Source organism: uncultured Lactobacillus sp. (genome assembly GCF_947367085.1).
GTDB lineage: Bacteria > Bacillota > Bacilli > Lactobacillales > Lactobacillaceae > Lactobacillus.
Window position 1 is genome coordinate 24,652 of sequence record NZ_CANBCP010000014.1, and the last position, 12,433, is coordinate 37,084.

Below are 12,433 nucleotides of genomic sequence, written 5' to 3' on the forward strand. Positions count from 1 at the left end.
TCTTAAGTTTAAGATAATAGTCAGAATTTGGTAAGCGTATACATTTATGATAAAATAGTATGCAAAGTTTTTAAATTAACGCAAAATAGGTGATTAATTTGGCAAAAGAAACCGAACAACAAAAAGAACAAAAACATTTAGATGATGTTTTAGGACTCATTAAAACTCGTGAGGGTCAACTAGACAAATCTATTAACCGAGCTCAATCAGAAGCTCAAAATTTGAATGCTCACTTTTTTGATGATCTAAAACTAGATTACGATGGCTATTCCACTTCTATGGATACAGCTTTATCAATTCATCAGCAGCAACAAATGCTGCAAGAGCGTCAAAATGCTTGGCAACATTCTGCTAAACAACTTTCAACTTTAAAGAGATTAGAGAAAAAGCCATATTTTGCACGGGTGGATTTTCAAGAAAAGGGTGAAGAACCTGAAACTATTTATATTGGTTTAGGTTCCTTTGCGGATAAAGATGATCATTTCTTGATTTATGATTGGCGTGCGCCGATTTCGTCGATTTATTATGATGGAAAATTGGGCGAAGTTACTTATAATGCACCTGATGGTGAGCAAACCGTCGATATGACCAAAAAGCGTCAGTTTTTAATTGAAGACGGTAAGATCACTAACATGTTTGATACCAATGAATCAATTGGTGACCAGATGCTGCTGAATGTCTTAAATGAAAAGTCATCAACGCAGATGAAGTCGATTGTAACTACCATTCAGCGTGAACAAAATAAGATTATCCGTAATACTGATGCGGATTTACTTTTTGTTCAAGGTGCAGCTGGTTCTGGTAAAACAAGTGCAATTATGCAAAGAGTGGCATATTTGCTTTATCGCTATCGTGGTAACTTAACTTCTAGTGATGTCATCATGTTTAGTCCAAACCAATTATTTAATGACTATGTCAAAAATGTTTTACCTGAAATGGGTGAACAAAACATGGTTCAGATGACATATTGGCAGTTTGTATCACGTCGTGTGCCTGGCATGGATGTTGAAACTTTATTTGAGCAATTCGAAGATCAAAAAGAAGATAAAGATATTGCGAACTTAAAGGATTCACTTGCCTTCTTTAATGCTGTCACGCGCTATGCTAACCACCTTGAAAAAAGTGGGATGCTCTTTAGAAATATTCTCTTTAAAGATCCCAAAAAGCCGTTTTACGACAAAGAAAAGATTAAAGAGATCTACTATAGCTTCAATGAAAATTATCATTTAAGAAACAGAATTGAAGCTACGAAAGAAGCGCTTATCTCTAGCTTAAATCATCGAGTAGAACCTGAAACTCACAAAGCTTGGGTGAGTCGCACTATTGAGTCACTGGATCAAGAACAGCTTAATAAACTTTATGATCGTCCAGATCAAGAATTTGAGTCGAGTGCTAAAGAAGAACATTTCTTAGCTCGTAAGATTGTTATCAAACAATTGAAACAAGTCGCTCGCAAGATTAATCAAAACCGCTTTTTAAACATTCGTGGTCAATACTTAGCATTTTTAAGAGCTGTTCCGAAATTGATTGATTTATCAAAATGGAATATTAGTGAAACCCAGTGGCAAAAGCACGTTGAAGAAGTTAAGAAAAACTTTGTTGATCACAAGATTAAGATGGGTGATATTTCGCCATATCTTTATCTTTACGACCTAGTGACAGGTCGAAGAACTGACTATGAAATGCGCTATGCCTTTATTGATGAAATTCAAGATTACACACCATTTCAATTGGCATATCTTAAATATAATTTCCCACGTGCTAAGTTCACGATGCTGGGTGATTTGAACCAGGCGATTTTTACAAAAGATGAAAGTAAGACCTTGCTAGGACAAATTTCGAAATTATTTGATCCTAAAAAAACTGATGTAGTCCAGCTTACTAAGTCATATCGTTCTACTAAAGAGCTGACTGACTTTACTAAGCAAATTTTGCGTCAAGGTGAAAAGATCGAGGCCTTTGATCGCAAGGGTCCTAAACCTGCCTTTTATAAGCGTGATAGTGAAGGTAGCGAATATGATGCCTTAGTTGATATTTTGAAAGAAAATGATGCTGCTAAGCTGACCACAGCTATTATTACTAAGACCTTAGAGCAGTCTCAACAAGTTAGTGCCGAGCTCAAAAAGAGGAATGTAAAAGCTACGCTAGTTGCTTCTGCTAACCAACGTTTAGTTGAAGGAACTTTAATTATGCCATCATATTTGGCTAAAGGATTAGAGTTTGACGCAGTAGTAGCTTGGGATGTTTCAGAAAGTAATTACCATGAACTAGATGAAACCCAGCTTCTTTACACAATTACATCTCGTGCGATGTATAAGCTAGATTTGATCTATCAGGGACAATTAAGCCCATTATTTGATGACCTAGATAAAAATACTTATGTGAATAAATAAGTTTATTATTAGAAATGGGATGTTAGATATGGTTTCAAAAACGCAAGTTGTTGAAGTTATGAGTGAATTAGCACAGGCTTTAATTCATGATTATCCTTCTTCTTCATTAACTGAGTATGTCTGCGAAAGTTTAACAACAATCAAAAAGAGCAACGGTGTTGCTTTTACTGGCCAGCTGCAGTATTTTTTCAATCATGCACCAATTGTTAAAACATCAGATAATTTAAAATTCAATGAAAAGACACGCAAGCTCTGGGATAAATTATTCTCTTTAAATGAATTGGGAAATAATCTATGGGGAGCTAGCTTGTAAAAACGTATATTAAAAAGGTTGATAATCTGCACATTAAGATTATCAGCCTTTTTTTGCTACAACTTTTGCTCAATTAAGTTAGCTAAGTTATCGATCAATATTTTATTGCCATCATCATTTAAATGAATACCATCAGCTTGCAATAATTCATTAGGAAATGGCCTTTTTTGCAACAACCCAGCTAAATCTAGAAATGGGAGTTTATTACGGCGTGCACACTCTTTAGCTACTAATTCAAACTGCAATGTGCGTGGCCACGCTTGATCTAAAGCAACTTTCCAGTTGGTATATGACGGTCCCATTAAAATGATCTTATCTCGACCGATGTGATCGACAATATCTTGCAAATTCTTGGCATATTGACCAGCACTAAGACCTAATTTAACGCTGGCATCATTAGTTCCTAATCCTAAAACAACTAAATCATATGGAGGTTTTACACGTAAATCAAGAAAGTCTAATCCTTCTTGGCTTGTAGCTCCGGGAACGGAATGATTCAGTATTTTAAATTGGGGGAACCTTTTTTGCAGGGCGCTTGTAATAGCGTCTGTTGGGATTCCATCTTTAAAGCCAGCGAGGATGGAATCGCCAAAAAGGATTATCTTTTTCATATCAAAAACTTCTTTTCTTTCTCTCAATATATATGATAGGCTGAACAGTGACGAATTACTAGTCAAGAAGGTTAAAGGAGGGCTAGATTTTGCAAAACGAATTTATTCATATCACACCATGCAAGTGGCAGGAGTTTAACCCTCCAAGCGAAAATTTTTTAGCAGATTATTTTGCATATCAGCTAAACGAATTTTTCAACCAGCAAAAGCAAAGAGAATTGTTCTTGAACCAAACTATAACTGCTCCTTTTATCATTGGAATTGCAGGCTCAGTTGCTGCAGGTAAGTCAACTTTTGCAAAAAAAGTAGAGGATTTGTTAAATCAAAATTACCCTGATTTAAAGACTGCGGTAGTTTCAACTGATGGTTTTTTGATGTCGAATAATGAATTGAAAGCTAAGGGATTAATGGATCAAAAGGGGTTTCCGGTATCTTTTAACTGGCAGGCTCTGAATAACTTTTTGTGTGCACTTAAAGTTGGTAAAAATAATGTCCCCTATCGACTTTACTCACAAGAGATATCTGACTTGGTTACTGATAGAGTGGGTAAGATTAGCAATTGCAATATTGTAATTATCGAAGGCATTAATATTTTACAAGTGCCAGAAAAGTTTCAGCCTCCAAGTGATTTCTTAGATTTGGGCATTTATTTAGATGCGGCAGATGAAGATCTTGAGTATTGGTTTATGCAGCGATTTCATAGCCTACTTAAGTTAAATGAAAATAACCCAGATAATTTTTATTATGAGTGGGCTCACTGGCCAATTGAAAAAGCCGATAAGCTAGCTAAGGATGTTTGGCAAAGCGTTAATTACAAAAATTTAGTTAAATATATCGCTCCAAGTAAAACAAGAGCAGATTTAATTATTAAAAAGCAAAAAGATCACACATTCAGTGATTTTTATATTAAGAAGTTTTAGGAGAATAGAAATGACACAAGCAATCGAATTGAAAAAAGGTATGATTTTTAGTCAAGATGGAAAGTTAATCGAAGTTTTAAAGAGTAACCACCATAAGCCTGGTAAAGGTAATACTGTTATGCAAATGGACCTACGTGATGTTATTAGCGGCGCAGTAGTACATAAGACGATGCGTCCAAGTGAAAAAGTGGAATTAGTTGAAGTGTCGCTCAAAAAGGCACAATATCTTTATGATGATGAAGCTAATTATATCTTTATGGACCAACAAACCTATGAACAATACATGATTCCTAAAGAACACTTAGAGCAAGAATCAAAATTTTTAATGCCAAATATTGATGTTGAGTTAAAGTTCACAGACGAAGGAAAGTTGATCGGTATCAACTTGCCATCAACCGTTAAAATGAAAGTAAGTGAAACTCAACCTGGCATTAAAGGTGCCACTGCTGCAGCTGGTGGTAAGCCTGCAACTATGGAGACAGGGTTAGTAGTAACTGTACCTGATTTTATTAATGAAGGCGAAGAACTGATTATCGGTACTGAAAACGGTGATTACAAGGGCCGAGCAGATAGCATTAGCCGCTAATTTATTCATTTATATTCCATTATTATATTTTTATATAGCCACTTATATATAATATTTTATATTAAATAGTTATATATTATATTGCATAGAAATCGCTTTCAATTTAAAATTAGAGTATAAATTTTATTTTTAGGAAGTGTTTATTATGGCAGAACCAAAATGGCTAAAAGATATTAAAGAAGAAGACTACATGAAAGAAGACTTTGAAGCTTCAGGTAAGTCACGTTATACAGTTGAAGGCATTGATAAAAACGATCCTGACTGGCTTGAAAAAGCTGCAAAAAAGGTCAATGCAGCTCAAGGCGATGACTATGTTAAGTTAGATGCAGGCTTGTTGACTGTTAATCAAATCAACTGGATGCTTCGTCGCACCTTTGGTGAATTAACTTATGTTGATGATAATAACCAATTCTTGTGGTACAACAGACCACTTGATTCAAGTAAAAAGATGCTCGCTAGCCGCACTCCAGATCAAGTAGGAGACACTATGGGAGCAGTTCACCCAGATGTCAGGGATGTTATTCCAGAAGCCAAAAAAGTCGTTTATGCTTTACGTCATAAAGTTGGCGGACATGACGAAGTTAAAATGCCAGTTCCAAATGGTAATCGTCATAAGATGATCTTACACGATTATAAGAGAATTGAAGACGAAGATGGCAACTACATGGGGATTTATGAATGGGTCCAAGATTTGTATCCGCTGGTAAAATATTTCTGTGAAACCACTGGACAAAAACTCGTTGATGACCCAGATGCGGTTAGTGGAGCAACTTTTAAACGCGATGCTGATGCTGCAACTGGTGCATCAAGAAAAGCTCAGATGCCAGAAGAAGTTGAAAAGCCAAAGACTGATACATCATCGGGAGCTTCTCATCATTAATTTAAGAGTAAACAAAAAGAAAGTAAGAAAAAATTCATCTTACTTTCTTTTTTTGTCCTGGTTACAACTTATTTCTTTTTCTTGCGACCAATTAGATAGCCAATTGTTCCAATTACTGTGGAAGCGGCAATACTAATCAATCCAGCAACTTCAGTAGATAAGGTAGCGCCTGCTCCTGATTGAGGTAATTCTTCGTTGGTTGATGTAAGGTTGATTGATGGGTTACTTTCTCCAAGTGGTCTAATATTTGAAGAAGAACTTGGAGTAGTTAAGATAGGTGATGAGGAAGTGCTTTCGTCATTACCTGTTGTTGAATTTGAAGAATTGCCATTTTCAGAATCAGTTGAACCATTTACTGAATCATTGCCTTCAATTGAAGAGTTATTACCATTTTGACCTGGATTTTCAGGTTGGCTAGTGTCGTTTGAATCATCGTTGTCACCAGGCTTGCTAGTGCTATCATCATCTGGATTAGATGGGTTATTAGGCTTGTCATCTTCTGATGGCTGATCAGGATCAGTTGGTTTATCGTCTGAGCCAGGTTGATCAGGGTCAGTTGGCTTATCTGGATCTGTAGGCTTGTCAGGTTTATCAGGATCTACAGGTTTATCAGGTTTGTCATCGCCTTCTTCGTCTTTGACTGGAACGTATTGAACTTCGACTTCTCTGATTTCGTCTTCATCATTTTCAAGATCTGGAGTCGGAACTGCACGTTCTTCAACTTCATCAGTTTCGATTTCACGATCTTCTGGATCATCAAAGAACTTAGGATACTTCACAACCGCCTTATGTTTGTCGAGTTTTTCAACCTTGTAAGAAGACCATTTTCCAGAGTTCCCTTCAGTCTTATGTAATTCCCAGTCGCTGTAGTCCCATTCATTGACATTAGCACGAGCTGACAAGGCAGAAACCGAATCTACTTTAGATTTGTGTACTTTCTTTCTAACGAAAGTAACTTTTTGAACTTCTTTTAACTGTCTTTCTTCATTAGGCTTTACTACGTAAATGTGGCGGATTAAACGCTTAATTAAATCACCGTCTTCGTAGTCATAAGCATACTTTTCGTCAGCTTCAATAGTGACAGTGATGTCGAGTGAAGAGTTGTTAGGGTAGTCACTTGCTACAATGTCTTTTTCAGGCATACCTGAAACTTGAACGATGTGATAGCCCTTAGGAATTTGAGCTTTGATCTTCTCGTTTAATTCAGCTAATGACAGTTTTTGACTGCCTGTTAAGTCAATTTTTTTAAGACTCTTGTCAGCTAATTTGCCATCTTTATCCTTGATATTGACTTTAACATCCATGGCGTTTACTTGGCTGTATTTTACATAAACTGTTTCATCGTTATCATCCCAGTTGGCGTCTTTTTCTTCAACGACATTGTTTAACTTGCCGTCAACATAAGATTCATAGCCGTCAATTTGATCAATGTTGTATTTTGCCCAATTCTTAGCAGAATCATCTGCTAAAGTCCAGTGAGTCCAGCTTTCTTGACCATCATCTACGATCTTATTTCTAGTGTAAGAAACAGTTTGTTTTTCTATTTGCTTTTTACCATTAGGAAGAGTGATATCGATTGTTCGAGTAATCTTCTTAATAAAGCCTTCTTTTTCAGGGTCTTCAACTTCTTGTGGAGTGATCACTTGCTTAGGCTTTTTAATTGTTACTGTGATTTCAAAAGATTCGTTTTCTTTTTCAGCAATGATATCTTTAAGTCCCTTGATTGCTGTTATTTGGTAATCTTTTGGTAAGTTATCAGCGATGATTTCGTTCAAGTGGTTTACAGAAAAGCTGTCGCCTTTACGTAAGTCGATTGGATCTAAAGCTTTAACGATTTTACCATCGGAAGTTTGGTAAGAGATCTTAATATCAGCGAATTTTTCAGTAAGGTAGGTTACATTAACTTCTTCGTCTCTGTCATCCCAGTTAACGTCTTTTTCTTCAACGACATTGTCTAACTTGCCATCTACATAAGATTGGAAGCCGTCAATTTGATCAATGTTGTATTTAGCCCAAGACTTGTCGGAACCCGCTAATTCCCAAGGAGTGTAAGAAATCTTATCGCCTTCTTCAATTCTATTTCTTTGGAAAGAAACAGTTTGAATCTTTTGTTTAGTTTCACCATTAGGAAGAGTGATGTTGATTTTACGAGTGATGCGTTTGACTAATCTTTCATCGTCAGGATTCTTGACATCATCTGGAGTAATGATCTTCTTAGCTGGCTTAATTACCGCAACAATATTGAAGGATTGGTTTTCTTTTTCAGCAACAACGTCATCTAAGTCCTTGACAGTAACGATTTCATAACTCTCAGGCAAGTTGGCATTAATGATTGATTGCAACTTTTCTTTAGAGTATTTTTCACCCTTGTGGAGGTCGATTCTGTCTAAAGCTTTTAAAACTTCGCCATCTACATTTTCATAAGAAATCTTAATGTCAGCAAAGTTTTGGTTTTCGTAAGTTACGTAAACGATTTGATCTTCAGTATTCCAGTAAACTTGATCAACATCCTCGATGACATTGTCTGCTTTTGCGTCAACATAGCTAGTGTAGCCGTCGAATTGTTCAACGTTGAATTTATCCCAGCCCTTGTTACTGCCTTTAGCTAATTGCCATTGAGTAAAGACAGGAGATTCGTCATTATCAATGATTTTGTTTCTTTCGAATGTAACAACTTGCTTAACTTCGCGAGTTTTACCGTTTGGAAGAGCGATCTTGATTAAGCGAGTTACGTGCTTACGTAAGCCCTCTTTGACAGGGTCTTTGACATCGTCAGGAGTGATAAGTACTTGCTTTTTCTTAACTGTAATAGTGACTTTGTGTGACTTGTTTTCTACGTCAGCAGTAACATCTTCTAATCCATCAACTTTCGTGATTTCGTAGCCGTCAGGCAAGTTCTTGTTGATGATGTTTTCAAGAATATCCTTCGAGAAAGTCTGGCCTTGAGAAAGGTCGATTCTGTCTAAAGCCTTAATAGTCTTGCCATCAGCAGTTTGGTAAGCAATCTTGATATCAGCGTAGTATTTGTTTACGTAAGAAACATAAACTAATTCATTTTTCATTGTTGAGGTAACGTCTTTTTCTTCAACAACGTTATTTGGCTGACCATCAACTTGAGAAGTGTAGTTTTCAAATTGTTCTACATTGAATTTGTCCCACGATTTTTTATCGCCTAGTAATTCCCAACCAGTATGGGTAATTTTACCATTTTCTTCAATTCTGTTTCTTTGGAAGGAGACAGTTTGAACTTTATCTTGAGTCTGTCCGTTTGGTAAAGCGATCTTGATTCGACGAGTGATATGTTTTATTAAGCCCTCTTTAACAGGATCTTTGACATCGTCAGGAGTGGTAACTATTTTAGATTTTTTGACTGTTACTGTGACGTTGTGTGATTTGTTTTCTACATCAGCAGTAACGTCTTCTAATCCCTTAACTTCTACGATTTCGTAGCCAGCAGGTAAGTTCTCGTTAACGATAGTTTCAAGTAGGTCTTTTGAGAAAGTCTGGCCTTGAGCAAGATCGATTCTGTCCAAAGTTTTAATAGTCTTGTCGTCAGCAGTTTGGTAAGAAATCTTGATGTCAGCGTACTTAGCATTTACATAAGTTACGTTAACTGTTTTGTCATTTGTGTTAAAGTCAACATCTTCTTGTTCAACAACATTGTTTAATTTGCCATCTACATAAGATTGGTAACCATCGATTTGGTCAACATTATATTTTTCCCAATCCTTATTTTCGCTAACAACTTCCCATTTAGTGTAGTTTTCTTTGCCGGCTTCAACAATTTTATTTCTTTCAAAGGTTACAATTTGGGTAACCTTATTAGTTTTACCGTCTGGAAGGACAATATTAATTGTACGTGTAAAGTGTTTACGTAATTTTTCTTTGATAGGATCTTTAACATCGTCTGGAGTAATAGTTTGACGTTTTGGCTTAACTGCTAGTGTGATGTCATAGATAGTTGGTTCGTTAGGACCAGTAAATCCCTCTGGACGACTTGATTCCACTTCCAATTCATAACCATTCTCTTTTAAAAATGTATTAATTTGAGAATTAAGTTCATCAGCTTGTAATTTTTCTCCTGGTGAGAGTTGGATAGGATCAAGGTGACCAACTTCTTCACTATCTAGCGTAAATTTGACATTAACTGTACTTTTAGCCGCATCTGTATATTCATAGGCAATAAGTACGTCAGAGTTTCTTCCCTCTTGGACATTTTCAAAGGTAATCTCAGGAACAATTGTACCACTCGTATATCCGTCAGTCGTAATTGTGTATTTGTGTCCTGTATATCTATTTGGTGTTAGTTGCTCCAAACATTTTGTCCCTTCCACGCTTTCCAATCATTATTGAACTTATCCCCAGTTTTAGTTTGATAGAAGATGGCTTCTTGTATAATTTCTTCTGTTTTACCATCAGCATATTTGATAGTAATCTTTCTAGTGAATGTTTTGAAGAAATCTTTTTGTGCTGGATCTTTTGGATTATCGGGCTCAATTGGTTGGTCTGCCTTTTTAACATATGTAATGTTTAAGGTTTCGTTTTGCTCAGCTTTAGGAGTCGCTTCATTAATTACGTTACTAGCTGCTTTTTCTCCGTTGATGTAAATGTCGTATCCATCAAATTCAGGGATCTCGTAGGATGCCCATTGAGTAATTTGACTAGAGTTTTCCCACTCACTAAATTCATCTTTACATGGAACGGAGTATGTGCAGTAATATCTATAGCGCCAAAAGTTTACAGTTTGTCTTTTATTGATTTCTTCTCCTGTAGGAGTTTTACCTGTAATTGTTCTTATACTTTTAGAATATTGTTTTTCTTTTTTATGATAAAGCAAGTCTGGATCAGAAGATCCTCGAGTAGTGCCATGTCCATCTTGGGTCTGGTTGGTATTTTCTGAGTGTGAATCTTGTGCTGTATTAGTATCTTTAACTTTAGATTCATCATTTTCAGTCTTGTCTTCAACTTGCTCACTGTTTTCATTAATAGTAGCTGCAGAAACTAGGGGAGCAGCTGTATTAGCTAAAATGCCAAAACTTAGTAAGACGGCAGCAGCCCCTTTCGATAATTTGCGGATTGCAAATTGCGTCTTTTTTGATTTAAACATAGTTTGTATCCTCCATATCGTATAGAAATGATAATCATATACGTAATAATATTGAATTCGATTTCAAATTTAACAATGTATATATTACGAATAATTTATGAAGGTATTATGTTTAGATTATGAACTAATTTTGTACAATTAATGATTTTTTTATGAACTGAAAAAGGCTTAGCTATGCACAGCTAGGCCTTTAATACTTAGTTATTTTGCTCTTTCAATATGTCTCTAATTTCTTTTAAGTAAAGTTCTGAATTTTCGATTTCTTTCTTAGGTTCTTCCTTTTTCTTAGGCATTAGTTTGTTAATGAGTTTGATCAATAAAAATACGACCAATGAGATAATCAGAAAATTAATAACGGAATTCAGAAAACTACCGTATCTAAAAGTTGCATCCCCAATTGAAAACTTTAAATCTGAAAGATCAATTTTTCCTACAAATAGTCCAATAAGTGGGTTAATTAAATTTTTTACCAGGGAATTTACAATTGCAGTAAAAGCAGCCCCGATGATTACTCCTACAGCAAGGTCCATCATGTTCCCGCGTGAGATAAATTCCTTGAATTCTTTGATCAATTTCAACGCCTCCTCAAATATTTTTTATAGAATAATAAAAATTATACTGAAAGTGGCTTTTTGATGCGAAGTATAAGCAATATTTTTTTGAATTGCAGAATGCAAAATCTTCAATACTTTAATTAGTGAAAAATGTCAATACTTGTTTTGATATTTATCTCATATATACTAGATATCGATGTCTTTATTAACAAAAAGACGGACAAGGCACAAGATGTTGTATTTTATTAAATAACAGATTTTGTGAACCTATTAGAAAAAAGAGGAGAGTTTGTATGCAAGAATCTGCATCATTAAATGGTTCAAAGTCTACCAAAAAAGACAATTACTTCATTTGGCTGTTAAAGCAGTTACACGGCTGGCCAGTACAAAACTATATGTTATGGTTTTTCGCTTTTGGCTTCCAATTAGCGATTTTAATTCAAAATAAGATCACAGCTTTATCCGTGATCACTTTTATCGGAGCTTTGCTTGGTACTTTATGTGTACTTGCAATCAACGCAACCAAGGCGATTAATGGTTGGCTTGGTTTGATTTCAGCCGCTTGTTTTATTTATGCAGGTTTGGAAGCAAAGAACTATCTTTCTATTTTTGAACAAATTGCATATATTTTAACTTTGGACTTACCAGTTATTCTGTCTGTAAGATCATGGAATGATGATACTAAGAATCACTTGCGTAAGTTCGGTGCCAAGCAATGGGTAATTGCGATTGTAGGCACGTTAGTTGTTTATGCAGTTAGTGGTTACTTAATTGGTAAGTTTACAAACGATCCGCGTCCTTGGATCGATGCAATTAGTTTTGCTATTTCACTTACTGCTGGAATTATGTGTTTCTTACGTTACAATAACCAATATTTCTGGTGGACTGCTAGTGGTATCTTCCAATTAATCTTATGGGGAGTAACTTTTGCACAAGGCGATGCAACTTTAGCGATGGCTGTTAACTCATTGATCTACGTTGTAAATGACGTTTTGGCATTTACTGTTTCACCTTGGTTTAACATGGGACGCAGACGCGAAGGCTTGAAAGAAATTAAGAAGTAAAATTA

General features: G+C 35.7%; 10 protein-coding genes. 6 read left to right on the plus strand and 4 right to left on the minus strand.

Features of this window, described 5'->3' with window-relative positions; translation table 11 throughout:
• The first annotated feature begins 98 nt into the window (after positions 1 to 98).
• Positions 99 to 2,393, plus strand: a complete 2,295-nt coding sequence (gene helD / locus Q0Y70_RS04010; RefSeq protein ID WP_297816991.1) for an RNA polymerase recycling motor HelD — start codon at positions 99 to 101, stop codon at positions 2,391 to 2,393.
• Positions 2,394 to 2,421: 28 nt separating this feature from the next.
• Positions 2,422 to 2,706 carry a hypothetical protein gene (locus Q0Y70_RS04015; RefSeq protein ID WP_297816994.1) on the plus strand — a complete coding sequence of 95 codons (285 nt, stop codon included), beginning with the start codon at positions 2,422 to 2,424 and terminating at the stop codon, positions 2,704 to 2,706.
• Positions 2,707 to 2,762: 56 nt separating this feature from the next.
• Here Q0Y70_RS04015 and Q0Y70_RS04020 read toward each other — a convergent pair whose 3' ends face one another.
• Complete coding sequence (locus tag Q0Y70_RS04020; RefSeq protein WP_297816997.1) at positions 2,763 to 3,317, minus strand: GDSL-type esterase/lipase family protein; 555 nt, start codon at positions 3,315 to 3,317, stop codon at positions 2,763 to 2,765.
• Positions 3,318 to 3,406: 89 nt separating this feature from the next.
• Here Q0Y70_RS04020 and coaA point away from each other — a divergent pair, with 89 nt between their 5' ends.
• The 3 genes from coaA to Q0Y70_RS04035 all read left to right on the plus strand — a co-directional run bounded on the left by coaA (position 3,407) and on the right by Q0Y70_RS04035 (position 5,703).
• Positions 3,407 to 4,237 (plus strand): type I pantothenate kinase, encoded by an 831-nt coding sequence (gene coaA, locus Q0Y70_RS04025; protein WP_297817002.1) that lies wholly within the window; start codon positions 3,407 to 3,409, stop codon positions 4,235 to 4,237.
• Between the two features lie 10 nt (positions 4,238 to 4,247).
• Complete coding sequence (efp, locus tag Q0Y70_RS04030) at positions 4,248 to 4,823, plus strand: elongation factor P (RefSeq protein ID WP_297817005.1); 576 nt, start codon at positions 4,248 to 4,250, stop codon at positions 4,821 to 4,823.
• A gap of 145 nt (positions 4,824 to 4,968) precedes the next feature.
• A complete protein-coding gene (locus Q0Y70_RS04035) occupies positions 4,969 to 5,703 on the plus strand; it encodes a PAS domain-containing protein (RefSeq protein ID WP_297817008.1) in 735 nt (244 codons plus the stop codon).
• A gap of 68 nt (positions 5,704 to 5,771) precedes the next feature.
• Here Q0Y70_RS04035 and Q0Y70_RS04040 read toward each other — a convergent pair whose 3' ends face one another.
• The 3 genes from Q0Y70_RS04040 to mscL form a co-directional block, all read right to left on the minus strand.
• On the minus strand, positions 5,772 to 10,019 hold the full coding sequence (locus Q0Y70_RS04040; RefSeq protein ID WP_297817012.1) for a hypothetical protein: 4,248 nt from the start codon (positions 10,017 to 10,019) through the stop codon (positions 5,772 to 5,774).
• On the minus strand, positions 10,007 to 10,810 hold the full coding sequence (locus tag Q0Y70_RS04045; RefSeq protein WP_297817019.1) for a hypothetical protein: 804 nt from the start codon (positions 10,808 to 10,810) through the stop codon (positions 10,007 to 10,009). The genes Q0Y70_RS04040 and Q0Y70_RS04045 overlap by 13 nt, the downstream gene beginning before the upstream one ends.
• Positions 10,811 to 11,007: 197 nt before the next feature.
• The gene (mscL, locus tag Q0Y70_RS04050) at positions 11,008 to 11,382 is read right to left on the minus strand and encodes a large-conductance mechanosensitive channel protein MscL (protein ID WP_297817025.1); all 375 of its coding nucleotides are present in this window, start codon (positions 11,380 to 11,382) and stop codon (positions 11,008 to 11,010) included.
• A 275-nt stretch (positions 11,383 to 11,657) separates the two neighbouring features.
• Here mscL and pnuC point away from each other — a divergent pair, with 275 nt between their 5' ends.
• Positions 11,658 to 12,428 carry a nicotinamide riboside transporter PnuC gene (gene pnuC, locus Q0Y70_RS04055; protein WP_297817028.1) on the plus strand — a complete coding sequence of 257 codons (771 nt, stop codon included), beginning with the start codon at positions 11,658 to 11,660 and terminating at the stop codon, positions 12,426 to 12,428.
• Positions 12,429 to 12,433: the final 5 nt, after the last annotated feature.

What these genes read in the sequence shown, in the direction of transcription:
- Q0Y70_RS04015 (WP_297816994.1), top strand. Translation starts at nt 2,422, where the DNA reads ATGGTTTCAAAAACGCAAGTTGTTGAAGTTATGAGTGAATTAGCACAG.
- Q0Y70_RS04020 (WP_297816997.1), bottom strand. Translation starts at nt 3,317, where the DNA reads ATGAAAAAGATAATCCTTTTTGGCGATTCCATCCTCGCTGGCTTTAAA.
- efp (WP_297817005.1), top strand. Translation starts at nt 4,248, where the DNA reads ATGACACAAGCAATCGAATTGAAAAAAGGTATGATTTTTAGTCAAGAT.
- Q0Y70_RS04035 (WP_297817008.1), top strand. Translation starts at nt 4,969, where the DNA reads ATGGCAGAACCAAAATGGCTAAAAGATATTAAAGAAGAAGACTACATG.
- Q0Y70_RS04045 (WP_297817019.1), bottom strand. Translation starts at nt 10,810, where the DNA reads ATGTTTAAATCAAAAAAGACGCAATTTGCAATCCGCAAATTATCGAAA.
- pnuC (WP_297817028.1), top strand. Translation starts at nt 11,658, where the DNA reads ATGCAAGAATCTGCATCATTAAATGGTTCAAAGTCTACCAAAAAAGAC.